The organism is Serratia sp. K1WW1, assembly GCF_055790865.1.
Map to the genome: position 1 here is coordinate 2,785,735 of NZ_CM147697.1, position 21,439 is coordinate 2,807,173.

Annotated in this window: 25 protein-coding genes; 22 read left to right on the forward strand and 3 right to left on the reverse strand. The window is 49.9% G+C overall.

What is annotated here, in order from left to right:
• Nucleotide 1 precedes the first annotated feature (1 nt).
• From ACX9GU_RS12685 to ACX9GU_RS12765, 17 genes are all read left to right on the forward strand, one after another.
• Nucleotides 2–349 (forward strand): hypothetical protein, encoded by a 348-nt coding sequence (locus ACX9GU_RS12685; RefSeq protein ID WP_473194973.1) that lies wholly within the window; start codon nt 2–4, stop codon nt 347–349.
• Between the two features lie 3 nt (nt 350–352).
• Entirely contained in the window at nt 353–790 is a 438-nt protein-coding gene (locus tag ACX9GU_RS12690; protein ID WP_473194974.1) for a DUF4054 domain-containing protein, read from the forward strand.
• Nucleotides 791–792: 2 nt separating this feature from the next.
• Complete coding sequence (locus tag ACX9GU_RS12695; protein WP_473194975.1) at nt 793–1,251, forward strand: hypothetical protein; 459 nt, start codon at nt 793–795, stop codon at nt 1,249–1,251.
• Nucleotides 1,248–1,619: a hypothetical protein gene (locus ACX9GU_RS12700; protein WP_473194976.1), complete on the forward strand. Its 372-nt coding sequence runs from the start codon at nt 1,248–1,250 to the stop codon at nt 1,617–1,619. Before ACX9GU_RS12695 ends, ACX9GU_RS12700 begins: the two co-directional genes overlap by 4 nt.
• The gene (locus tag ACX9GU_RS12705; protein ID WP_473194977.1) at nt 1,616–2,146 is read left to right on the forward strand and encodes a phage neck terminator protein; all 531 of its coding nucleotides are present in this window, start codon (nt 1,616–1,618) and stop codon (nt 2,144–2,146) included. The genes ACX9GU_RS12700 and ACX9GU_RS12705 overlap by 4 nt, the downstream gene beginning before the upstream one ends.
• Nucleotides 2,143–3,612, forward strand: coding sequence for a DUF3383 domain-containing protein (locus ACX9GU_RS12710; RefSeq protein ID WP_473194978.1), 1,470 nt, complete (start codon nt 2,143–2,145; stop codon nt 3,610–3,612). Before ACX9GU_RS12705 ends, ACX9GU_RS12710 begins: the two co-directional genes overlap by 4 nt.
• A gap of 11 nt (nt 3,613–3,623) precedes the next feature.
• Complete coding sequence (locus ACX9GU_RS12715) at nt 3,624–4,055, forward strand: phage tail fiber protein (RefSeq protein WP_473194979.1); 432 nt, start codon at nt 3,624–3,626, stop codon at nt 4,053–4,055.
• Nucleotides 4,055–4,501, forward strand: a complete 447-nt coding sequence (locus tag ACX9GU_RS12720; protein WP_473194980.1) for a hypothetical protein — start codon at nt 4,055–4,057, stop codon at nt 4,499–4,501. Before ACX9GU_RS12715 ends, ACX9GU_RS12720 begins: the two co-directional genes overlap by 1 nt.
• Nucleotides 4,502–4,673: 172 nt before the next feature.
• Entirely contained in the window at nt 4,674–6,539 is a 1,866-nt protein-coding gene (locus ACX9GU_RS12725; protein ID WP_473194981.1) for a lytic transglycosylase domain-containing protein, read from the forward strand.
• Entirely contained in the window at nt 6,539–7,192 is a 654-nt protein-coding gene (locus tag ACX9GU_RS12730) for a phage baseplate protein (RefSeq protein ID WP_473194982.1), read from the forward strand. The genes ACX9GU_RS12725 and ACX9GU_RS12730 overlap by 1 nt, the downstream gene beginning before the upstream one ends.
• A gap of 1 nt (nt 7,193) precedes the next feature.
• Nucleotides 7,194–7,493: a phage baseplate plug family protein gene (locus ACX9GU_RS12735; protein WP_447876941.1), complete on the forward strand. Its 300-nt coding sequence runs from the start codon at nt 7,194–7,196 to the stop codon at nt 7,491–7,493.
• A complete protein-coding gene (locus ACX9GU_RS12740) occupies nt 7,490–8,362 on the forward strand; it encodes a baseplate hub protein (RefSeq protein ID WP_473194983.1) in 873 nt (290 codons plus the stop codon). Before ACX9GU_RS12735 ends, ACX9GU_RS12740 begins: the two co-directional genes overlap by 4 nt.
• Complete coding sequence (locus tag ACX9GU_RS12745) at nt 8,362–9,057, forward strand: hypothetical protein (protein WP_473194984.1); 696 nt, start codon at nt 8,362–8,364, stop codon at nt 9,055–9,057. Before ACX9GU_RS12740 ends, ACX9GU_RS12745 begins: the two co-directional genes overlap by 1 nt.
• A gap of 49 nt (nt 9,058–9,106) precedes the next feature.
• A complete protein-coding gene (locus ACX9GU_RS12750) occupies nt 9,107–9,457 on the forward strand; it encodes a contractile injection system sheath initiator (protein WP_473194985.1) in 351 nt (116 codons plus the stop codon).
• Between the two features lie 9 nt (nt 9,458–9,466).
• Complete coding sequence (locus ACX9GU_RS12755; RefSeq protein ID WP_473194986.1) at nt 9,467–10,681, forward strand: baseplate J/gp47 family protein; 1,215 nt, start codon at nt 9,467–9,469, stop codon at nt 10,679–10,681.
• A 2-nt stretch (nt 10,682–10,683) separates the two neighbouring features.
• Entirely contained in the window at nt 10,684–11,349 is a 666-nt protein-coding gene (locus ACX9GU_RS12760; RefSeq protein ID WP_473194987.1) for a DUF2612 domain-containing protein, read from the forward strand.
• Nucleotides 11,339–12,403, forward strand: a complete 1,065-nt coding sequence (locus tag ACX9GU_RS12765; RefSeq protein WP_473194988.1) for a glycine-rich domain-containing protein — start codon at nt 11,339–11,341, stop codon at nt 12,401–12,403. The genes ACX9GU_RS12760 and ACX9GU_RS12765 overlap by 11 nt, the downstream gene beginning before the upstream one ends.
• Nucleotides 12,404–12,428: 25 nt before the next feature.
• On the opposite strand, the gene ACX9GU_RS12770 is transcribed toward ACX9GU_RS12765, so the two are convergent.
• Nucleotides 12,429–13,445 (reverse strand): acyltransferase family protein, encoded by a 1,017-nt coding sequence (locus ACX9GU_RS12770; protein WP_473194989.1) that lies wholly within the window; start codon nt 13,443–13,445, stop codon nt 12,429–12,431.
• A 247-nt stretch (nt 13,446–13,692) separates the two neighbouring features.
• Here ACX9GU_RS12770 and ACX9GU_RS12775 point away from each other — a divergent pair, with 247 nt between their 5' ends.
• From ACX9GU_RS12775 to ACX9GU_RS12785, 3 genes are all read left to right on the forward strand, one after another.
• A complete protein-coding gene (locus ACX9GU_RS12775; protein ID WP_473194990.1) occupies nt 13,693–14,076 on the forward strand; it encodes a hypothetical protein in 384 nt (127 codons plus the stop codon).
• 173 nt (nt 14,077–14,249) lie between these two features.
• A complete protein-coding gene (locus ACX9GU_RS12780) occupies nt 14,250–16,484 on the forward strand; it encodes a hypothetical protein (RefSeq protein WP_473194991.1) in 2,235 nt (744 codons plus the stop codon).
• 7 nt (nt 16,485–16,491) lie between these two features.
• Nucleotides 16,492–17,262 (forward strand): hypothetical protein, encoded by a 771-nt coding sequence (locus tag ACX9GU_RS12785; RefSeq protein WP_473194992.1) that lies wholly within the window; start codon nt 16,492–16,494, stop codon nt 17,260–17,262.
• Between the two features lie 53 nt (nt 17,263–17,315).
• Here ACX9GU_RS12785 and ACX9GU_RS12790 read toward each other — a convergent pair whose 3' ends face one another.
• Complete coding sequence (locus tag ACX9GU_RS12790; RefSeq protein WP_473194993.1) at nt 17,316–17,843, reverse strand: hypothetical protein; 528 nt, start codon at nt 17,841–17,843, stop codon at nt 17,316–17,318.
• Between the two features lie 836 nt (nt 17,844–18,679).
• Here ACX9GU_RS12790 and pgpB point away from each other — a divergent pair.
• On the forward strand, nt 18,680–19,444 hold the full coding sequence (pgpB, locus tag ACX9GU_RS12795) for a phosphatidylglycerophosphatase B (RefSeq protein ID WP_473194994.1): 765 nt from the start codon (nt 18,680–18,682) through the stop codon (nt 19,442–19,444).
• 15 nt (nt 19,445–19,459) lie between these two features.
• Here pgpB and ACX9GU_RS12800 read toward each other — a convergent pair whose 3' ends face one another.
• On the reverse strand, nt 19,460–20,254 hold the full coding sequence (locus tag ACX9GU_RS12800) for a DeoR/GlpR family DNA-binding transcription regulator (RefSeq protein WP_059200948.1): 795 nt from the start codon (nt 20,252–20,254) through the stop codon (nt 19,460–19,462).
• A 379-nt stretch (nt 20,255–20,633) separates the two neighbouring features.
• Between ACX9GU_RS12800 and ACX9GU_RS12805 the strand changes: the two genes are divergently transcribed.
• Nucleotides 20,634–21,437, forward strand: a complete 804-nt coding sequence (locus ACX9GU_RS12805; protein WP_473195173.1) for a transketolase — start codon at nt 20,634–20,636, stop codon at nt 21,435–21,437.
• Nucleotides 21,438–21,439 lie beyond the last annotated feature (2 nt).

Consider the following 21,439-nt stretch of genomic DNA (forward strand, 5'->3'; position numbering starts at 1 on the left):
GATGGGTGCGACAGTAACAGTAGGATGCAAATTGCCATGCGGCATGGTGATCGAGGTTGATGGTGTGACCGTTACACTCCTGGGTTCTCGTAATGCAGAGGCACGGATTATCGGAGGTTATGGGCTAACCCATGATGTCGATAAGGAGCTGTTCGATAAATGGCTGACGATCCACAAAGAACAGCCGTATGTGAAAAAACACCTGGTGTTCGCCCAGGAGAAAGAGAACAGCGCTCAGTCACAAGCGAAAGAGCAAGCCGAGCTCAAATCTGGTTTGGAAGGACTCCAGCAGGACAACCCAATGCCTGGTATTGAGAAAGATGCCGAGGCCATGAAGAAGAAGGGGTAACTGATGGGCGTCGTTACTTTTGATCCTGCCGTGTTCAAGGAGGTATACCCGGAATTTAGCGCGGTCAGCAATACGTTACTGCAACGTTACTTCACTGAGGCGACGCTCTATCTCGATAATACCGAAAGCAGCCCGGTGACCGATGTGGATCAACGGGCTCTCCTTCTCGATATGCTGGTGGCCCATATTGCCTACCTGCGAGGCCAGGGAGGCGGAAACAAAGAGGCAGGGCTGGTTGGCAAGATCACCAGCGCTTCCGAAGGCTCGGTTTCCGTTTCTGTGGACTCCAGTGGGAGCAATGACAGCTCCTGGTGGTACCTGCAGACGAAGTATGGTGCCGAGTATTGGCAGGCCACTGCTCCTTACCGGACCATGCAGTACATTCCAGGCGGTTCGCCGTCACGGTATCCCGGGCATTACTACCGACGCTACAGGAGGTAATTATGACGAGCGATATTAGCGGCGGTGATGGGCTGTTGCGTTATCTTGAGGATCTGGCCGAGCGAACCGGCAACGGTGAAACGCTTCGTGTCGGTTTTTTGGAGACGGCAACCTATCCAGATGGTACACCGGTTGCCGCGATTGCCCTGAATAACGAAGTAGGGAACCCGGCAAATAATCAGCCACCCCGACCGTTCTTTCGCAAAACCATTGCGGAGAATTCACACGGATGGGGGGCGTTGGTTACCGCAGGGCTACAGGCAAACAACATGGATGGTACGAGAGCATTGAGTTTTGCCGGTGAGGTTATTGTCGGTCAAATTCAGCAATCCATTCGCGATTTTACCGATCCCGGTAACGCAGAGTCTACCATCAAGGCCAAAGGCTACGATGCGCCGCTGCGTCACACCAAGCATATGCTGAACAGCGTCGATTATGACGTTAAGGACGGTGCTGAGTGAATCTGCACGGCATTGTTTCTGGCGTGATTGGTGCGGTGAACCCCTTTGTTCCTGGGCAGATGAAGGTCAGCAACGGCTACACCAAGGATGCGGCCTTCAAACAGGTTCCCGCCTTCCTCGAACCCTTCGACGTTTCTATCCAGCTACAGGCGCTCACCTATTCAGACCTGCAGCACATCGACGGACTGAACATTCAGGGGATCGTGAAATCTGCTTATGTTCAAGGCAACTTTAACGGCGTGAACCGTCCCCGGCAGCAGGGGGGCGATTACCTGCTGCTGTCGGGTGAAACGTGGAAAATAGTGAAAGTCGTTGAGGAGTGGCCAGACTGGTGCAAGTTTGTGATTAACCTGCAGGTGCCGACATGATCACCACAAGCGTAACAGAAGACGACCTCATGACCGCCTTGGGCGGTTTTTTAACGTCCGTATCCGGTTGGGAGGTGGTGCAATCCCAGGCGAATGATGTGTCGATGCCAAAGCGCGATTTCATTACGATGACCAGCATCAATGATGTGGCGCTATCAACCAACCGGATCACGTTTACCGATGCACCGGGAACTGGCACGCAGAATTTTTCGCGTTCGGTGCGATGGGATGTGCAGATCGACTGCTACGGTGAAAAAGCCAAAGACATAACCAACACGTTGGTTGCACTGATGCGAAGCGACTACGCCTGTACTGCGCTTGCAGAAACCCCCATTCAGCCGCTCTATGCAGGCGAACCCCATAACACCACCATGGTTAACGGCGAACAGTTGTACGAGAGCCGCTGGACGGTGGATGTCCATTTCCAATTTAACCCAACAGTCAGCACGCCAATGGAGTTTGCCGACCAACTTAATACCGAACTCGTATCTGTCGATGCGACATATCCCCCAGGGAGTATTTTATGACGATCCCCGCTTCGAATATCGTAGGAGTAAACCCTGGCGTATTGTCAGCCGGTGGAAATGCGATTGATATTAATGGGCTACTTCTCACGCATAACGATACGGTGCCAATTGGTGCAGTTATGCCAATTCCAAGTCCAACCGCTGCCGAGAAGTTTTTCGGTGCCAGTTCGACCGAGGCAGCGTTAGCCACTGTGTATTTTTCAGGTTATACGAACGCTACTGCATCCCCTGGTTTGCTCTACTTCGTTCAGTACCCTGAGGAGGATGTTTCTGCGTGGCTTCGTAGTGCATCACTCGATGGGATGACATTGGCGCAACTTAAAGCGCTGTCTGGGTCGATCACGCTCACCGTTGATGGTGATCTGGTGACCGCGGCAACCATCAGCTTGACCGCTGCCACAAGCTTCACTAGTGCAGCAACTATCATCGGGACTGCGTTAAGTCTGCCTGTTACCTATGACGGGACACTAAAAGCATTCCGCATCAGTTCCGAGACAGAAGGTGTGGACTCAACAATCACTGCCGCTACCGGTACGTTGGCCGAATCCCTAAAGCTGACGGCAGCAAAAGCAGCGGTTGTTTCCCAAGGGGCCGCCGCCGGTATTCCTGGCGATGTGATGTCAGCCATTGTTAATCGGCAACAAAATTGGGGCACGTTCTCGACGACGTGGGAGCCTGAGTTGGATGACAAGGTAGCTTTCTCTGCGTGGACGAGCGGCACTAAGTTTCGCTATGCCTACGTTGGCTGGGATACGGATCCAAATGCTGAAATCGATGGCAGCGAACTGACGTGGATGCATGCTGTCAACTTGGCGAAATACGAAGGGACTATCCCAATTTATGGCGACGCGACGATCGCAGCGTTTGTGATGGGTACTGGTGCCTCCATCGATTTTAACCGCACAAATGGCCGCATCACGTTTGCATTCAAAGCGCAGGGCGGACTGCTGCCGACGGTCGCAGATGAAACGGTAGCGCAAAACCTGATCGCAAATGGCTATAACTACTACGGCAATTATGCGACAGCAAACAACGATTGGAACTTCTTCTATCCAGGCTCGATAAGCGGGATTTTCAAGTGGGCGGATGCGTACATCAACCAGATCTGGCTCAACGCCAACCTCCAGGCGGCTAACCTGCAACTGCTCATGTCCGTCGGATCCATTCCATATAACGCCGATGGTTATGCGTTGATGGAGGCCACAGCTGCAGATCCCATTAATGCCGCGTTGGATTTCGGCGCAATTCGCACCGGCGTAACACTATCCGAGTCGCAAATCGCACAGGTACGTAATGCGATCGGCATTGATGTTTCCGGTTCGATTACTGCGAAGGGCTACTACTACTTCGTTAAGCCTGCCACGGCTCAAACTCGAGCAGCACGCACAAGCCCACCGGTGACTTTCTACTACACCGATGGTGGCAGTATTCAGCAGATCGAATTGGCTTCAATCGAAATCGAATAAAAGGAGCTTCCATGTCAACAATTACCACGGCCAACTCGGTTTTCATGTTGGCCATAACCAATTTGTACCCGACTCCACAGCGCCTCGAGGGGTACGGTGCGGACGATGCTTTCACTGCAGAAGCGCACGATCTCACGGAAACGGTGATGGGTATCGATGGCAACCTGTCTGGCGGTTTCATTTTCACGCCGACCAACATCCCGATCATCCTGATGCCTGATTCACCCGCCGTTGAGATCTTCGACACTTGGCGCACGACGATGCGAACGCTGCGTGAAACGCTGACAGCCAACGCCACTATTCAGCTCCCGGCGACGAGAAAAAAGTACACGCTGACGAAAGGTTTCCTTATCAGCATGCCGCCGGTGCCTGGCGTTAAGAAAACGCTGCAGCCGATTACGTACATGACACGCTGGCAGAGCATTACCGTGGAGAATTACTGATGGCACGTAAAACGATGAGCTACACCGTCAAGGAAGACGGGCGAGACAAGGGGAAGACGTTTGTCCTGACTGAGATGCCAGCGGCTAAGGCTGAAAAGTGGGCAATGCGCGCACTCCTGGCCATGATCCGCGATGGGATCGACATTCCTGATAACGTCATGGATTCTGGAATGGCGGGGATCGGCAGGCTGGGCCTGCAGATGATAGGTAAGTTGCCTTATGCGGAGGCCGAGGCCCTGCTGGATGAGATGTTCTCGTGCATAACGATAGCGCCAAATCCAAGTAACCTTGAGATTACCCGATCTCTGGTTGAGGACGACATCGAAGAAATCAGCACTCGCGTGAAACTGCGAATGGCGGTGTTCAATCTTCACGTGGATTTCTCAACGGCCGCCGGGCAATTGACTACGGTGTCCGCTTCCCCGGCTTCCAGCCCTGCGGCCTAGTTGACTACACCAACGTCCCTCGGACCATCGGCACAGTTATTTCTTCAAAGCATGCCAGCCTCCACGAACTGAGCACTGTCTATGGTCTTGAGGACCTCTGGGACTACCTCGAAATTATCAACGTCGACAATCATAACCAGTCTGTCTACAACCAGCAGGCCAAGGAGCAGCAGTGAAAATTATTGATGCGCTGGTGGTCACCCTTGGCCTGGATAATAGCGGGTTCAAGAAGGGGGCTAAAGAAACCCGGGAGGGGATGGATAAGGTCAAAGATGATGCCGCTGCCACAGCCAAGGTTATGCAGGAGCAGGGTAAAAAGGCCGGTGAATTCTTTGGCAATATCCGTACAGAGCTGATCGCCTTGGTAGGCATTGGACTGTCGATAAATAGTTTCAAAAACCTGATCGTCAATACCGCAAACAGTTTTGCTGCGCTGGGGCGAGCTTCAGCACCGCTCAACATGTCAGCCCGTGAACTGGATGCATGGCAGCATTCGGCCATGGCGTTCGGCGGAACCGCTGAAGGCTTGACGTCTTCCATGCAGTCGCTGAGTGACAGCATCTATGCGTTCTCGATGGGTAAGGGCGGTGAGCAGGCGATAGCAACACTTCGATCCCTGGGCATTTCTGCAAAAGATGCCTCTGGTAAAGCCAAGAGCATGGGGCAGATTTACCTTGAGGTATCGGAGGAGTTCAAGAAGCGAAATCTCTCAGCAGGCCAGGCCCGGCAATTTGGCATGGCCCTTGGCATGGATGCCAGCACCATCAACATGCTGCTTGAAGGTCCGGAGAAGGTAAAAAAAGTCTTTGGGGAGATGTATCAAAACTCCGGCGTAACGGATGATGCGGTTCGTCGATCGCAGCAGTTTCAAGTTACCTGGGCAAAGATAGACCAAACATTCCAGGCGGTAAGAGAACGGCTATTTACAGCGCTGATCCCCTATATCGAAAAGCTGCTTGTACTGCTTGACCGGTTCGCAAAATGGGTATCGTCCCACCAGACAGAAATTAATGGGTTCTTCACCTCAACTGCAGACACTATCGGTACTGTAGTTGAGGCCGTGGGCGGCGTGGAGAATGCGTTAAAAATCCTCTTGGCCTTTGTCGCTGGGAAGTGGGTTCTTGGGATGATTGGGGCCATTGGCAGCGTTTCAGCTTCGCTGGCAGGGCTTATAGCCAAGTTGGCCAGCGTGGCCATTAAAAACCCCTGGCTGTTGATGTTTGTGCCTGCCAATGACACCCCAAATCAAACAGAAGAGGATGCGAGTAAAAAGTCCTTAGCAGAGCAAAACCTAGAGGCTAACCGACAGCGTTGGATGGCAGAGAATCCAGGTAAGCCTTTGCCTGCGTATTTATCTGGTGATTATCGCAGCACTGCAGATCAGGCCTTGGGAGGCATGGAGGCAGAACAGCGTGCTAAATCAGCGAACCGGACAAAGGTCGGAGAAAAAGGTGCGGCGCTTTTGGATAACTTAAGACCGCTGCTGGTTGGATTGGAAAAGGCTTTTAATTTACCGCAGAAGCTTCTGGAAAGTGTGGCCATAACAGAATCAGCTGGGAATCCACACGCCGTATCATCTGCAGGTGCTAAGGGATTATTCCAGTTTATGCCAGGTACGGCTGCAGACATGGGGTTAAAGGGGAATGATGTCTTTGATCCTGAGAAATCTGCAGTTGCTGCCGCAAAGTATCTAAGCCAGTTGATGAAAATGTTTAATGGTGACCTGAACAAGGTTTTAGCTGCTTATAACTGGGGCATGGGTAACGTTCAGGAAAAAGGGCTTGGGGCCGCACCGAAGGAAACAAGGGACTACCAAGATAAAGTTTTAGGCGAGATGCGTGTGGGGGCCGGTGTCAGCGCTGAACGATATGGCAACACTTACAACCGCGGCGGCAATAGCTCAACCACGACCGATACCCAGATCGGGCAAGTGAATGTCTACACCCAGGCCACAGATGCAAATGGTATCGCCAGGGATATGGGCGGGGCGCTACGACGCAATACCCTTATTGGGGCCGCCAATGGAGGTGTTAGCTGATGCCATTAATCAACTTCCCCAACGTGCCTAATGTGCTGGGTGTGCCGAATGTGGCCCGGTCAGGGCTGAGCCTGGACGAAGACGCCGTACTGAGCGCCATCTACAGTGGCGATATTCTGTCGATTATCGATTCTGTGGTAACGCCAAAGTATGGCATTCACAAAAAGGATGGCAGCAATGCGATCCGGCCTGATTCGTTTATCTCGTTTGAGTATCGAGCTGAAGCGCGAGTATCAGATTATCCGGTTCAGCCTGGTGCATTCGCCTCTTATAACAAAGTAATACAACCGTTTGATATGCGGATAAGCATGTCCTGTAGCGGTTCGCTGGCTGCCGCTGGAATGACCAAGGAGTCCTTTCTCAATGTATTGGATGAGATGCGTATTTCATTTGAGTTATTGGATATTGTGACGCCAGACAAGGTTTACGCTGACGTTAACTTGGTGCATTACGACTTGTCGAAAACCAGCTCTAAAGGCGCAACAATGCTTGTAGTAGAGGCGTATTTCCGTGAGATAAGGGAAACCGCCGAGGCGGAATATAAAAACGTCAAATCTGATAGCGCTGTTGAGCCAATCGGCACCTGTAATGTGGTTCCAAACCAGCCGACGAAAGAGCAAGAGGCTTTCGGCCTAAAGTACAGGATCCAGTAATATGCTAGTTATCCCCCTTGTGAAAACAGCCTCGCAGATAATGAACGTTAATCTCAGCGGGCAAAGCTGCACAATAAAACTCCAGCAGCGTGGCGGAAATGTTTATTGCGATCTGCTTGTTGGCACGGACCCGGTATTCACATCTGTTATCTGTCGCGATCGAGTAAAGCTATCGCGTCAGCCCTATCTCAAGTTCTCCGGGGATTTCACATTCATAGATACCCAGGGGCGGGAAGATCCAGAATACTCAGGATTTGGCGAGCGCTACATCTTCTGCTACCTGGAGCCGGATCAATCATGAGCTACCTTGAGCGTGAAATAGTCGTCAATTTCCTACTTGCCAAGGGCGATTTTGGCGAGACAGGGCAGAACAGTTTAACGATCTCCGGGTTACGTATTGAGTGCGAAGTTAACAACGCTGGTGGTGTCCTCGGAAGCGACTTACTCATGAAGGTCTACGGCATGAAAGAGTCTGACATGACCAAGTGCTGCACCTTCGCTCTTAGCATAGGTACCGTTAAGGATGTAACGGTCACCGTCATGGCAGGGGACAAAAAAAGTGGTATGTCTCAGATTTTCCAGGGAACGATTTTTTATGGGATGATCGATTATAACGAAATGCCAAATGTCCCTTTGGTGATTCAGGCAAGGGCTGGGTATGTTGAGCAATCACTACCGGCAGCACCGAATAGCACTCCAGGCCCGATGGATGTTGCAGAGAGGATTAAAGTGCTTGCCCAGAGCATTGATTTCACATTCACCAACAACGGCGTGAATAAGTCCCTGCAGAATCATTATTCTTGGGGATCGCCGATCGAGCAAATTCGGGATATCGCTCGCGCCGCATCGATTGATCTGGATATCTCCAACGGCACAATATCCATATGGCCATATGGAGGAACCAAAGACAATCAGATGGTTGAGGTGTCGGCGGCAAAAGGCCTGGTTGGGTATCCGACCTATATTGGGTACGGGTACACAATCACCACGACGTTCTCAGCCGATATAGTGCGCGGCCGCAGATGTAGATTGGATGGGGGGATCCCGCGGGCAAAGGGCGATTTCTTCTTTCAAGAAGTGCGTCATTACTTGACCAGCCAGGTGCCTAACGGACCTTGGTTTACAATTTCCACATTAACAGTGGAAGAAACCGTCGGGGTGCTTAATTAATGACAAACCCAATCCAAAGCAGGCCCGTATCATCGGCATCAGACGTCAATTCGCTGGAGTTTTACCTAACCCAATTCCTGAACAAAGTCTGGACATCTACTATCGTGAAAGTGATGTCAGTCACCAACGATGGCGGGGTTAGCCCGGTGGGGAGAGTCAGCATCCAGCCGCTGGTTAACCAGATCGACAGCACAGGTAAACTGCTGGCGCATGGCACGGTTCATGACGCCCCTTATTTTAGGCTAGCAGGCGGATCTGATGCCGTTATCTTAGATCCAAAGGTCGGCGATATCGGCGTAGCGCTTTTCGCAAGCCGGGATATTTCGGTAGTGAAAAACGAGAAAAGGGAATCCGCGCCAGGTTCTGCGAGAAAATTCAGTGCGTCAGATGCCATTTATATTGGTGTGGTGCTGAATGGCTCACCGTCACAATACATCCGATTTAGCGCCGCCGGCATAGAACTGGTGTCACCAACGAAGATTGCGCTGCAGGCTCCAATCGTTGAAGTCAGCAGCCAAAGTATCATTTTGGATGGACCGCTATCCCAAGGAACCGGCGAGAATGCCGGTGATGCTCACTTCAAAAATAAAGTCACATCTGATGACGATGTCGTCGCGGGTACCGTTAGTCTGAAAGCGCACACGACCAGCGGTGTTAAGTCGGGATCCGGAACTTCAGGTCCGCCAGTTCAATAACCGAATAATGAGCCTCGCCAATGCGGGGCCTTTTTACGCCCGGAGAAACATGAAAACACTTTTACTCGATCGGACTGCCTGGGATCTGGTGTTGGACGCTGCTGGAAATATAGCCCTGGCTGATGAACCTTACGCAATTGCTCAGGACGTTGCCAGCGCGGTCCGTACGTTTATCGGCGAGTGTTGGTATGACACCAACCTCGGGTTGCCGTATTGGCAGCAGATATTAGGCCAGTGGCCGCCAATAGCATTGGTCAAGGCAAAGCTCGTTGGGGCTGCTCTCACTGTGCCGGGCGTTGTATCTGCCGAGTGCGTGATCGTTAATTTTTCACAGCGAAAACTTACCGGGCAAATCCAGGTTGTTGATGAAAACGGTATTACTTCACTGGCCACTTTTTAAGGATCTGCAATGACAACTAACGTCCCAAGCATTCAGTTTACTGAGCACGGGGTGCAACTACCCAGCGAAGCTGATGTGCTCGCGGGCCGACAGGCGGACATTAACACCGCATTCGGCGGCGGGGTTAATCCAGGGCTGAATACGCCGCAGGGCCAGATAGCGCAAAGCGATGCGGCGATCATCGGCAATAAGAATGATCAAATTGCTGAAGTCGCGAATCAGGTAAACCCTGATTATTCGGATGGTCGCTGGCAGGATGCGATTGGCCGGATTTACTTCATGGACCGAATCGCGGCCAGCGGAACGGTGGTGACCGGTACCTGCAGAGGGCTTGTCGGTACCGTCATTCCAGTCGGAGCCGTGACGCGTGATCAAAACGGGTATCTCTATTTCAGTATAAGCAGCGGAACGATCGGGGCTGACGGTTCGGTAAAAGTGGACTTCCAAGGGGCAACACCGGGGCCGATAACCTGTCCTGTTGGTGCCATGAATACTATTTACCGGTCTATCATCGGTTGGGAAAGCGTAACCAACGAAAGTGCGGGGACGCCTGGAGTCGATGTAGAGAGCCGTGCAGACTTTGAATTCCGTCGCCGTAATTCAGTTGCTGTGAATGCTCTCAACACGCCACAGGCTATCTATGCGGTTGTGCTGGCTGTTCCTGATGTGTTGGATGCTTACGTGATCGACAACCCGGAAGGGGTCATCGTATCGAAGGGAGCAACGAATTACCCGGTTGCTGCGCATTCGGTTTTTGTATCAGTTGCTGGTGGCACCCCAGCCAACGTTGCCAAGGCAATCTGGAGTAAGAAGCCTGCGGGGTGCAATTATAACGGCACGACAACAGCGACTGTTATTGACGATAGTGGGTACGAATATCCAGAGCCGTCTTATGAGGTTAGATGGGTGACGCCATCGGCAACGCCGATATTCTTTAACGTTGAAATCGTATCTAATCCACGATTACCGGCCAACATTATCGATTTGGTTCGTGTTGCGATCGTTGATGCGTTCAATGGGGGCGATGGCGGCGCTAGGGCACGGATCGGCTCATCGATATTTGCCGGGCGTTATTACTCACCAGTTGCAGCCGCCAGCCCAGGTGCCAACATACAAACCATCACTCTCGGGTTCACGATACCAGGCCTCGACACATCCATTACATTGGGTATCGACCAACGCCCAACGCTGGACGCGAACGACATCACTGTCACGCTGGTGTAGCTATGGAAAACTACAAAGATACATTACTCAGCCAGTACGCCAATAGCCCAACCATCACCGGGCTGATCTCAACGTTCAATGATGCAGTAGACCCCTCAGTAGATCTGGATAACTTTTACCGGGTGATCTGGAACGTCGAGACAGCCGTGGGGTTTGGCTTAGACATATGGGGGAAGATAGTTAACATTTCTCGGCTACTGCAAGTGGAAACGCTTGAGCAGAACCTGGGGTTTGTAGAGGCGCAATCATCGGTTGATACCCCCCAGCCATTTGACCAGGCCACGTTCTATAACGGACCTCTGGCAACAACCACTTTTGCTCTTACTGACGACGCTTACCGCCGACTTATCATGGTAAAGGCGTTGGCAAACATCACGGATGCCACCGCGCCAAATCTCAACAAGTTGATCCGTTACCTATTCGCTGACCGCGGCAAGGCGTTTGTTGCCGATACGGGAGGCATGGCGCTTCGGTACGTTTTTCTGTTTGACCTTACACCTTCTGAGCGAGCCATTGTTTTCAACTCCGGGGCCATATCGCGCCCGGCTGGAGTGAAGGCAAATGCTCTTATTGTTCCAGGGCCCATATTTGGGTTTGCAGAATCACAAATGCAGCCGTTCGACAACGGCGCGTTCTTTGACGAATCGGGGATATACGATGTTATCTAGCCAAAAACCAAAACTCATCCCAGTGGCATTTGCCACAAGCGGAGCCAAACAAGACATCCCAGTTGCGTCACAAGTCAGTGTTACGCCAGGGCGGGCATCATACACGGACGGTTTCCCGCCGCTCACTCGAACCCCTCTATCTGCCGGTGGTATCCCGCCATACGGAACTGATTTCAACGGCGTGCTTAATGAAATCAGTGCGGCGATCCGCTGGGCCAATGCTGGCATGGGCTACACCTATGATGCTGCGTTTTCTACCAGTGTTGGCGGCTATCCGAAAGGCGCTCAACTGACTAAATCAACGAACGACGGCATATGGCTAAATACCGTTGAGAGCAACACAAGCAACCCAGATACGGGCGGCGCTGGCTGGGTGGATATGACCGGTGGGCGGCTTATTGGGGAGCCGAAGGTATTTACAGCAAGCGGCACATACACACCAAGCAAGGGAACTCGCTATGTCATCGTTGAGGCCGTGGGCGGTGGTGGCGGGGGTGGAGGTTGTTCAACTCCCAGTACCGGAATGGTATCAGCCGCCGCTGGCGGTAACGCAGGGTCTTATGGCCGTGGAATGTTCGCTATCTCTGGAAGCGTGCCGGTGGTGATCGGTAGTGGTGGTGCAGGTGGCAACTTATCAACAACGCCTACTGGGGCCACTGTTGGCAGCCCTGGTGGAGACACTGAATTCGGCACATTTATGATATGTCCCGGCGGCCTTTCTGGATTAGCAGCAAACTCATTCACTATCCCAAATATATGCCAATCAATCCCGCCGAAAAGCAACCCAGCAACAGGCGCTAATATTTCGTCAATTGATGGAGAATCAGGTGGTAATGGTTTTGCGTTGACAACAGGCATATCAGGAAAAGGTGGCGGAAACCCACTAGGGTCAGGTGGTGCGCCTGCTGGTTCCACAGGGGGCACCTCTGTGGTAGGTAATAATGGCACGGGTTTTGGCTCTGGAGGGAGCGGAGCTTTCGCCGGGTCTCTGGCAAGCGGAAAGAATGGGGGGGCTGGCGCTCCAGGGGTTGTGATTGTGTGGGAATACACGTAAGAAACGACTCAAAACTAAATCGCCCTTACACGGGCGACTTAGTTGGCTTTGGCCTTATTCTGTCTCTGATTTTATTTACTCTTTTGTCGAAAGTATAAAGCGCGATAGAGCCAATGATTGAGAATAAAAAACACACGACGAAAGTTAAAGGAGTTCTTGGTTGCATTCCAAATGCGCTTATCACAACAAATCCAATGGGTATATGTGACAAGTAAAGAGGATATGATAGATCGCCGAGAAACTTGCCAAGTTTAGACTGAGTGATATTTATTGAGTTAACTATAAACAAAATAGAAAAAGCCATTGTCAAATAGAACCCAAGGGTTGATATGTATCGCCAATCCGAGTTGTTGTAACCAACAAGCATAAAATATGCTGTTATTGAGTAACAAGTAGTCAGGCCTAAAACAGATGTGGCGGTCGCGCCATTAAACCGCAGCGCATTGCAAGGGAAGAACCTAGCGGCACAGCCGAGAGAAAATCCGAGCGAACCTGCCAAAATGTCGCCATACCTGGAATTCCAATCAAGGCCTGCGTCAGTTGCAGTAAGCAGAAAATATGCGTGGTATGCTATAGATAAAAACAACCATATAATAACTGCTTTAGCTCCGAATCGAACCAATAAAGGGATCGCTGCATAAAAAAACAGCTCTACAAATAGAGTCCAGCTTGGAGGGATGGTTCTATCTTGAATGCTAAAATCAAGCCCAACTAATGTTGCATTCATAAGCCAGCTTTTGACTGTTGTCGGGATGGATAAATTTGGATCAATTGCCCTCGCGCCATCACTCCCAAAAATAGTTAGAGCTACTATTGCAAAAGAAAACACCACAAGATATGTAGGGTATATTCTCAGCAATCTGTTCGCTGCGTACTTCCTCACGCCAGCCAGGCTTGTGCCATAACGTTCACAAATAATTGTGGTCATAAGATAGCCGCTGAGTATATAAAACGAAAAAACTGCATATCGGCCAACACCACCAATAACCCATAGATGATTGGCGCAGACCAGCACCGACAGTACAAACCTAAAGTAGCCCATAATTACCCAATCTCTGCCTAATCACTTCCTGTCCCGGATGTTGCCCGGAGCCGCCGCGCACATGTGCTAACGCTTAGATACTATCATCAAATTTTATGGGTAGGGATATGTTTCCATTGAGAGCCTTATGCGTTGCGGGTGTGAAGCGTGATCCGGTCCCATGATTGAGCAGAGAACGTTCAGGTTTTTCGTTACCTTGTTATGCCTCTCTGCTACGATGTGATGAATAGTTAATCGTGGAGGTGGGATGAAGATCATTAAGGGATTACTTGTTTTTTTGCTTCTCCCTCAATTGGCTTTTGCTGATTTGAATAATTTCGGAGAATGTCATCGTAGAAGCATGATTGTTTCTCAAGTCGTTAGCGCTGCGATTATCGGTGTCGAAAAAGAGTCCATGAAGCGGCGGATAGCTAAAGAGATCAATTATACGGATTACTATAAAGACCGAGCTGTAAAATGGACACTGCACGTTGCAGATCAAGCATATGATGACCCTGTTATCACCGATCCTCGACGACCGACAGATGCGAGTTACATTAACTCTCTGTCACTAAGCTACGCTAACAGATTTCACGATTATTGCATGACTCACTTTTCTGAGTTTGGTGGAAAAAACGCAATAGGAAGATAGCCAGTAATTCCCGCGGATAGGGGCGCTGCATCATCTTGTCCGCGGCGCTAATATAGAGTAACTCAACACAAAGCAAGACAAAGACCAACCTCGCCTCTGCGGGGTTTTTTTATGCCCATAGAAAACACAATCGCTGTAACCAACCAAAAAAACATCCCTTAAGAGAGAAAATCATGAGTTCAACGAGTGAGGGCCGTGCACGTCAAGCCGCATCTGAATCGAAAGAGTCTGCGGCTGTAGCAAAAAGCTATGCCAATAAGGCAAGCCAAGCGGAAGACTTCTCCAACCAGGCTCAGGCTGCCGCTGAGGCCGCAGCTGCGGCGCAGTCTTCGTCTATTGATGCAGCCACATCAGCGGCAGCATCAGAAACCAGCTCAGCGGAGGCGGCCGCGGCGGCTGCACTCGCGGCGCAGAACGCAACGATCACCGCGAACGTTTATCCGACACTGACTGCCGCCCAAGCCGCGATTGCTGACGGTATCATCCCAAGCGGCGCATTGTTCAACGTCGCCGTTCCTGCTGGCTCCATGCCACCAAGATTTGCAGATCAGTATCAAAATGTCGCGGGAGTGGCCACTTCGACCGGGGTAATGTATCCAAGCGCAGAATCAGTGACTGCAGTAGCTAAACAGATTGACATTGTTCAATATAATAATGCTAGCTCAATTGAAGGGTTAGCTAATGTTGCAGAAGTTGCCATTGACTCTGTAGGTAATATGACTATGCGCCGCCTAGCTGATGGTACGACACAGTTCCCGGCATTGATGGTTGGTCATAAAATAGAGCAAGTGCAAAGTACCAATGGCTCAGTGTTTCAATCAAGAAATACAGGAGATCAAATATTAAGCATGACCGAAACTGGCGGCATAAACATGCTTAGTTATGAGGCGTTTCTGTCAACCGCTTATCCTGACTATGCAGAGATTTATGCAGACCAGTTTGGCAATATTTTTAAGATTGTAGACCGAACCGGTAAAGTTACAGACATTCGTGATGGTAGCGCTTTAACCGACCCGATAGTTTCCGCTGATGGTGGACTTGGTATAGAGGAAAGTGGAAATATTTATTTTGTAACTGTAGATGGAGATAATACAGCTTTAACAACTGATGGGGGAAACATAAACCCAGTAACATTCAAGGCGACTGATGATGACTATTTTATAAAGTTTGCCTCGAAAGAAGGTGGGTCTGGGAACTATAAGCTTCACCGTATTGCTGCTAATGGATTATCAAGAATTAAACAAGGTAGTGGTAAGTTAATTCACATAATGTTAGTAGGACAATCACTTTCTGTAGGTAGAGCATCAATCGTTCAACCTGCTGTGACAGTAACACCGCGTTACCCATATGGCGCGGTGACATTCAATGGCGGACCTAAATACGATAGTTCGTTACCAACTGAATCTGTAGAAGAATCGGATTTGCAATATTTGGTATCAATGGTTGAAAATATAGGAAAATCTGGTGGGCATGAATCGGATTGCAGTGGCTTAGCTGAGCGATTGTTTGAGAAAAACGGCGTTACTTGTATGGCTTCCGCAACTGGCTCCAGTGGTAAGACGTTGGCAGAAATTTCTGTTGGAACCGACTCATTCAAGGCAACTCAGTTTGTTATGAGGCGGGCGCATGAGATAGCGACAAGCTTAGGGATGGTATATACCCCGGCCCTGTTGTTTATTCATGGTAATGCTAATGCTGTCGCAGGGACAAGCGGATCCGTTTACAAAGATGGAATGATTAAGCTAAGGGATGACTATGAAAGTTATTATAGAACGCTGACATTTGATCAGGGTTCCACTCTGCCAATGTTCGTACAGCAATTTAGCAACGCTAACGTGCAGGCTGGTACTGCTGGGGCGGAGGTTAATCTTATTATCGGCAATGCCCAGTACGAGATTTGCCGTGATGATCCTGGCTTTATTATAACTGGAACGCAGTATGCTAGGCCGTATGTTGATAAAGACCATCTGTCAAATAACGGGTACAGAACGGATGGAGAGGTGGCGGGAGTCTCAATTGCCGAATACTTCAAAACACAATCTGTTCTTGCGCTAAGGCCCGATGAATCTAATATTACGCAAACGACAACAGAGGTAACAATTCCGCTGGTAGGTGGCATTGGGGCTGCGGTTATTGATACGGCGCGAGTTACTGATCCTGGTAACTACGGTTTCAGAATTGAAGGCGCGACAATATCAAGTGTCACTATAGATGCCAGCAATGTAGTCCATATCGCAAAGACTGGCACTGCAACAGCAGTAAGCTATGCCTATGTGGGCATTCGAGGGGCTAATCCAGGTGTAACAACAGGATCCCGCGGCTGCGTTCGTGATTCAGCCACTGATGTTTCCCCTGTTTCATTGCTCCCTATTTATAACGATTTGGTCGCATTCCGTAAAACACTTTGAGGTTCAGATGACATCAACTACCCGCATTTACATTGACCGTACTGTTGTTGCCACACGGTCACTAGGCACTATTCCTTATCCAAACGATATAACTGCTTTGCCATCACAAATTCCAGGGATGATCCTGCAATTCGATGTCGATGCTTCGGTAGGAGCGCTGACGCGAAACCGAGTAGGAGCTGCAATGACAGTTATCGGGTCTCCAGTTGTCGATGGGTTCAAAGTTTCTCTAAATGAAACAAATTATATTGATACTGGAATTAGTATAACTCCTTATAATAACTCTGATATGACATATATCGGGATATCAAAAAGACCAGGAGGTAAATTCAACATTGTTGGCGTCTTGCAAGTTGGATCACCTCAACGTAGCCGATCACACCTATACGATAGCGAATTTCGTATCGGCGCTCGCTGGTTGAATGCAAACGGAACGGCGGTGACTGCAATCTTAGATACTGCGCCAGTTGATGCTTTAAACCTTGATGGGATATTTTCTGCTGCAAGAACGGTGATGAACAGCGGATCAGGAAATATCGGTATTCATGTCGATGTTCTTGCCACCTCACAGCATGCCCTGGTAAACGGTGCCGCCACTCCATACCAAAGCATGACTGGTAACATTTTGATAGGTGGGAGTCTTGATCATGGCACCACGACCACTGGCCAAGTGATGGCCGTGCTTGCATTCAACAGAGCCATTACAAACGATGAAATGGCTACGATCTACCGGACATACAAGAACTACTATGCGGTCAATGCAGGGAAGGTAATTTAGTTTATCAAGGCCGGGGATTTCCGGCCTTATTGATTGGTCGAGGATTCATCTTATTAAGTTTTAGGCATCATTCCGCGCAAGGCAGTCTCTGCACCCCAAAGGCTGTTAATTTCAAATTCATTACCATTAATGGTAATGTTACCACCTGGGTGGAATTTACACCCTGTATTAACTTTGCAACTCATTACTGCAATTATCATTGAAAGTACATAAGTACTTGGTATGCTCCATTCGTCATTTCCCATTAGAAGTTCGCCAGATTTATTTATTTTCAATCTTGAATCTAGCTCTCCTTCATGTGCCAATGAATTCCTAGCTAGTTTATATATTGCATCTGGTAGTGTTACTTCATCGCAAATTATTTCAGAAAAAATAGCTCTTAAAGAAAAACATGTCATTATGTCTTGGTAGTCGCAAATGAATTTTTTTATCCTTTGGCCTACTTTTAAATTGGGATTTAATTTTTTCGCAGTTCTGTCCATTGCAGGGAACAGGTGAATTAAGCAATCCTCATATTCACCTTTGCTAAAGTGTATTAAGGATGAATGTATCCTCCTCTCAATTGCACCATCAGATTTCAATTTTACACTCCCTCTGTGAGATGATTCTTGTTACGCCATAGCACTATTCTCGAAATTATAATGATGATATCAATACCAATCAGAATTTGGTAGTTAGATTTGAACAGTAGAACCTATATTAATCAAAGATGAAATAACCAGAACCAGAACCAGAAGCGGCGGCAGGTATCGATGAGCGTAATGGGTTACGGCACGACTAAGGTTTCTTCCAGTCATTTTCTTTCCTTCCCGATCAGCGTTCTATCATTCACCTTTTCGGCGGCTCCTCATAACCGTAGTCCCTTACGGCTACATAAACACCTTCAAAGGTGGCGAACGGTTCTAGGAAAGCCCGACGCCACTCTCTATGGTGATGGACGTCTAGCCAGTATTGTCCCTCCTCATCATGCCAAACCGCGAACGACTCACCGGCATCACGATCGGGATCTGGGTAGGACTCGTTTTCGTTCATAAAGAAAATGGCATGTCCCATAACTGTCAACTTGCGCATGCGAGGATCTCGATCGTTATCAATCTGCAAAGTGTAGCGGCAATGTCAAAGATGCATGGAATTAGGATAGGTTTATGCGGGTATATTGAGGTCGATATTAGAAGTAATAATCAGGTCACTATTATTTGTAACCACTTGATTTAATTGTTGTGTATTGTCGTTGGTTGTCGCTGATTGTTGTGTGTTTTTTAAACCAAATAAAGCATAACATATTGATTATAAATGTATTTTATTCCTATCCGTTAGCTATTGCTACAATAGGTTAGTTATCTACCTAATTTCTCTTGTTTTGCTGAGTTCGCAAGATTGTTACACTGCGGGTTAACCACAGTGGAAGGATAATGGGATGTTAAAGATAGCAAAACGCACGGCGGGCGGAGCGATTGTGCTGATGTTGATGCCGCTGGCGGTCTGGCTTTTTGGCTGGCGCTGGCAACCCGGTGGTAATGGCGGCCTGTTAAAGGCGCTGTTCTGGGTGACGGAAACCGTCACTGCGCCCTGGGGTATTCTCACCAGCCTGATCCTGTCGGCCTGGTTTCTGTGGTGTCTGCGCTTTCGGCTGAAAGCGGCAGTAGGGCTGTTCATACTGTTGTCTGTGGCTATCGGCATTGGGCAGGCGATCAAATCTTCCATCAAACAGCAGGTACAGGCACCGCGGCCGTTTGTCGTGTGGCTGGAATCAACCCATCAGATTGATGAAAAATACTTCTACTCGTTGGACAGGAAGCAGAGAAGCTCCCTGGTCAAAGAGCAGTTACTGGACCAGGCACTGGTGCCTGAATGGTTGAGTAAACACTGGCAGTTTGAAACCGGCTTCTCGTTCCCTTCAGGCCACACGATGTTTGCCGCTATGTGGGCATTGCTGGGGGTCGGGCTGTTGTGGCCGCGGCGGCATTATAAAACCGTAGCGGTGTTGATGATTTGGGCGTTTGGCGTGATGGCGAGCCGCCTGATGCTCGGCATGCATTGGCCGCGGGATCTGGCGATGGCGATTGCCATTAGCTGGCTGCTGGTTACCCTGGCCAGTTGGCTGACTCAGCGTTGGTTTGGGCCACTCACCATTCCACCGCAGGAGCAGCAGGAAATCAGCGAGCGGGAACGCGAGCAGTAATTTTCAGGTGCCTGTTCAGGCACCTGCAATCAGCACTTTCACACCCAGCTTTTCAAATGCCTGCACCGCCGTAGGACTGATCCCTGCATCGGTGATCAAGTAGTTGATATGGCTCCAGTCACAGGGCAGTGCAAACATCGAAACCTTATCGATTTTGCTGGAGTCCGCCACCACATACACCGTCGTGGCCGCGTTGATCATCGCCATCTTGACCTTGATATCGGTTTCACTGGGAAAACTCAGCCCCAGGCGCGGTGAAATGCAGGCTGTAGCCAGAAACAGTTTCTGCGCCAAAACATTTTCGAAGAAGCTGGCGGCCTTGTCCCCAGAGGTCGACAGCGTCGGGAATTTGAACGTACCACCAGTCAGCAGAATGTTGACGCCTGGCTCGCCGCCGAGTTGTAAGGCGATATTGACCCCTGTGGTGATCACCGAAAGCTTTTTGATATGGCTAAGGTGGTTGGCAATCGCCGTGGTAGTGGTGCCCGAGTCCAGAATGATGGTATCGCCCGGTTCGATAAAGCTTGCCGCCAACTCCCCAATACGATCCTTTTCCGTCAGATTGATCTGCCGCTCCAACAGCAGCGCATGGGTATTTTGTTTGCCATCAACCAGCGTGGCTCCCCCATGAAAACGCTGCACATATCCTTGCTGTTGTAACACGCGTAAATCGGTACGGATGGTGGCCTCGGTAAGATTGAAGGTTTCCGTCAACATTTTTACCGTGGCTGAGCCGTCCTCACGGATCATGTCGAGGATCTTCTCCCGCCGGTGTTGCATTTCCGCCAGCTGTTCACTTTTGCTTTTCAATCGAAATACTCCCTCGCGTGCCGTGGGCTGCCCGGTGCCGGATATCACCGCTGATGCGCCGGATTTTAGCCCGCTTGCAGTGATAAAGCCATTGATAACTAGGGATACGTCATTGGCTTTTATTCGAAAATGATAGTGCAATAAAAGTGAATAAACTAGAGGATGAAGCCGGTTTTAACTGATGTTAATGGACATGGCAACACCATTTAGCTGTTTTTATTGGCTTTTAATTATCGATTCATTTTTGTTTGTAATTTGATCTACTGCACAACAATTATCGAATTGGCGATATATGATTTCGTTCGAAAATCAATGATTCGTTTTTATCGGCTGTTCATGGTGTCAGAGCGATGAAACGAAAAGCCAACATGAGGTGATGATGGACATTCAGACGATTAACCAAACGGCGCGGCAGGCTCGTCGTTACGTTGTGACCATGAACCATAAAGCGGGCAAGGGCCACACCGGTGCCGATCTGTCAGAAATCGACATCATCTGCACGCTGTATATGGCGGTGATGGATCGCTCCCAGGCTCGCCCCGATCAGGATCGTTTTATCCTGTCGAAAGGCCACGGAGCCGGGGGCTTTTATTGCAGCTGTGCCGCCATGGGGCTGTTGGATCCCGCAGTACTCGATCAGTACATGGGGGACGACACCCTGCTGGCCGGGCATCCCATCCATCAAAAACTGCCTGAACTGGTGGAGATCAACTCCGGTGGTTTGGGGCATGGCCTGCCGATTGCCGTCGGATTGGCATTGGGTAACAAGCTGGCGGGCCGAGCGCACCGCCGTGCCTTTGTACTGCTTGGGGATGGTGAACTGGCGGAGGGTTCTAACTGGGAGGCAGCCATGTCCGCAAGCAAATTCAAACTGGATAACCTGATTGCCATTGTCGATCGCAACCGGCTGCAATTGGCTGGCAAAACCGAAGATATCATGCCGCTGGAGCCACTGGTCGATAAATGGCAAGCCTTTGGTTTTGAAGTGATCGAGTGTAACGGACACGATCCGCAAGCGCTGATCGAAGCCATCACTCGTCCTGGACAGGATAAACCTCGGGTGATCCTGGCCAACACCGAGAAGGGGCATGGCGTGTCATTTATGACCAATGTTCCAGCCTGGCACCATTGCGTCCCTGACGCTCAACAGCTGGCGCAGGCGCTGGCAGAACTGGAGGATTAATC

Excerpts from the sequence above, each read along its gene's own strand:
- ACX9GU_RS12745 (WP_473194984.1), top strand. The coding sequence starts at position 8,362 with ATGACAAACCCAATCCAAAGCAGGCCCGTATCATCGGCATCAGACGTC.
- ACX9GU_RS12775 (WP_473194990.1), top strand. The coding sequence starts at position 13,693 with ATGAAGATCATTAAGGGATTACTTGTTTTTTTGCTTCTCCCTCAATTG.
- pgpB (WP_473194994.1), top strand. The coding sequence starts at position 18,680 with ATGTTAAAGATAGCAAAACGCACGGCGGGCGGAGCGATTGTGCTGATG.
- ACX9GU_RS12695 (WP_473194975.1), top strand. The coding sequence starts at position 793 with ATGACGAGCGATATTAGCGGCGGTGATGGGCTGTTGCGTTATCTTGAG.
- ACX9GU_RS12730 (WP_473194982.1), top strand. The coding sequence starts at position 6,539 with ATGCCATTAATCAACTTCCCCAACGTGCCTAATGTGCTGGGTGTGCCG.
- ACX9GU_RS12705 (WP_473194977.1), top strand. The coding sequence starts at position 1,616 with ATGATCACCACAAGCGTAACAGAAGACGACCTCATGACCGCCTTGGGC.
- ACX9GU_RS12770 (WP_473194989.1), bottom strand. The coding sequence starts at position 13,445 with ATGGGCTACTTTAGGTTTGTACTGTCGGTGCTGGTCTGCGCCAATCAT.
- ACX9GU_RS12760 (WP_473194987.1), top strand. The coding sequence starts at position 10,684 with ATGGAAAACTACAAAGATACATTACTCAGCCAGTACGCCAATAGCCCA.
- ACX9GU_RS12685 (WP_473194973.1), top strand. The coding sequence starts at position 2 with ATGGGTGCGACAGTAACAGTAGGATGCAAATTGCCATGCGGCATGGTG.
- ACX9GU_RS12805 (WP_473195173.1), top strand. The coding sequence starts at position 20,634 with ATGGACATTCAGACGATTAACCAAACGGCGCGGCAGGCTCGTCGTTAC.
- ACX9GU_RS12755 (WP_473194986.1), top strand. The coding sequence starts at position 9,467 with ATGACAACTAACGTCCCAAGCATTCAGTTTACTGAGCACGGGGTGCAA.
- ACX9GU_RS12710 (WP_473194978.1), top strand. The coding sequence starts at position 2,143 with ATGACGATCCCCGCTTCGAATATCGTAGGAGTAAACCCTGGCGTATTG.
- ACX9GU_RS12740 (WP_473194983.1), top strand. The coding sequence starts at position 7,490 with ATGAGCTACCTTGAGCGTGAAATAGTCGTCAATTTCCTACTTGCCAAG.
- ACX9GU_RS12715 (WP_473194979.1), top strand. The coding sequence starts at position 3,624 with ATGTCAACAATTACCACGGCCAACTCGGTTTTCATGTTGGCCATAACC.
- ACX9GU_RS12750 (WP_473194985.1), top strand. The coding sequence starts at position 9,107 with ATGAAAACACTTTTACTCGATCGGACTGCCTGGGATCTGGTGTTGGAC.
- ACX9GU_RS12765 (WP_473194988.1), top strand. The coding sequence starts at position 11,339 with ATGTTATCTAGCCAAAAACCAAAACTCATCCCAGTGGCATTTGCCACA.
- ACX9GU_RS12780 (WP_473194991.1), top strand. The coding sequence starts at position 14,250 with ATGAGTTCAACGAGTGAGGGCCGTGCACGTCAAGCCGCATCTGAATCG.
- ACX9GU_RS12735 (WP_447876941.1), top strand. The coding sequence starts at position 7,194 with ATGCTAGTTATCCCCCTTGTGAAAACAGCCTCGCAGATAATGAACGTT.
- ACX9GU_RS12785 (WP_473194992.1), top strand. The coding sequence starts at position 16,492 with ATGACATCAACTACCCGCATTTACATTGACCGTACTGTTGTTGCCACA.
- ACX9GU_RS12720 (WP_473194980.1), top strand. The coding sequence starts at position 4,055 with ATGGCACGTAAAACGATGAGCTACACCGTCAAGGAAGACGGGCGAGAC.
- ACX9GU_RS12690 (WP_473194974.1), top strand. The coding sequence starts at position 353 with ATGGGCGTCGTTACTTTTGATCCTGCCGTGTTCAAGGAGGTATACCCG.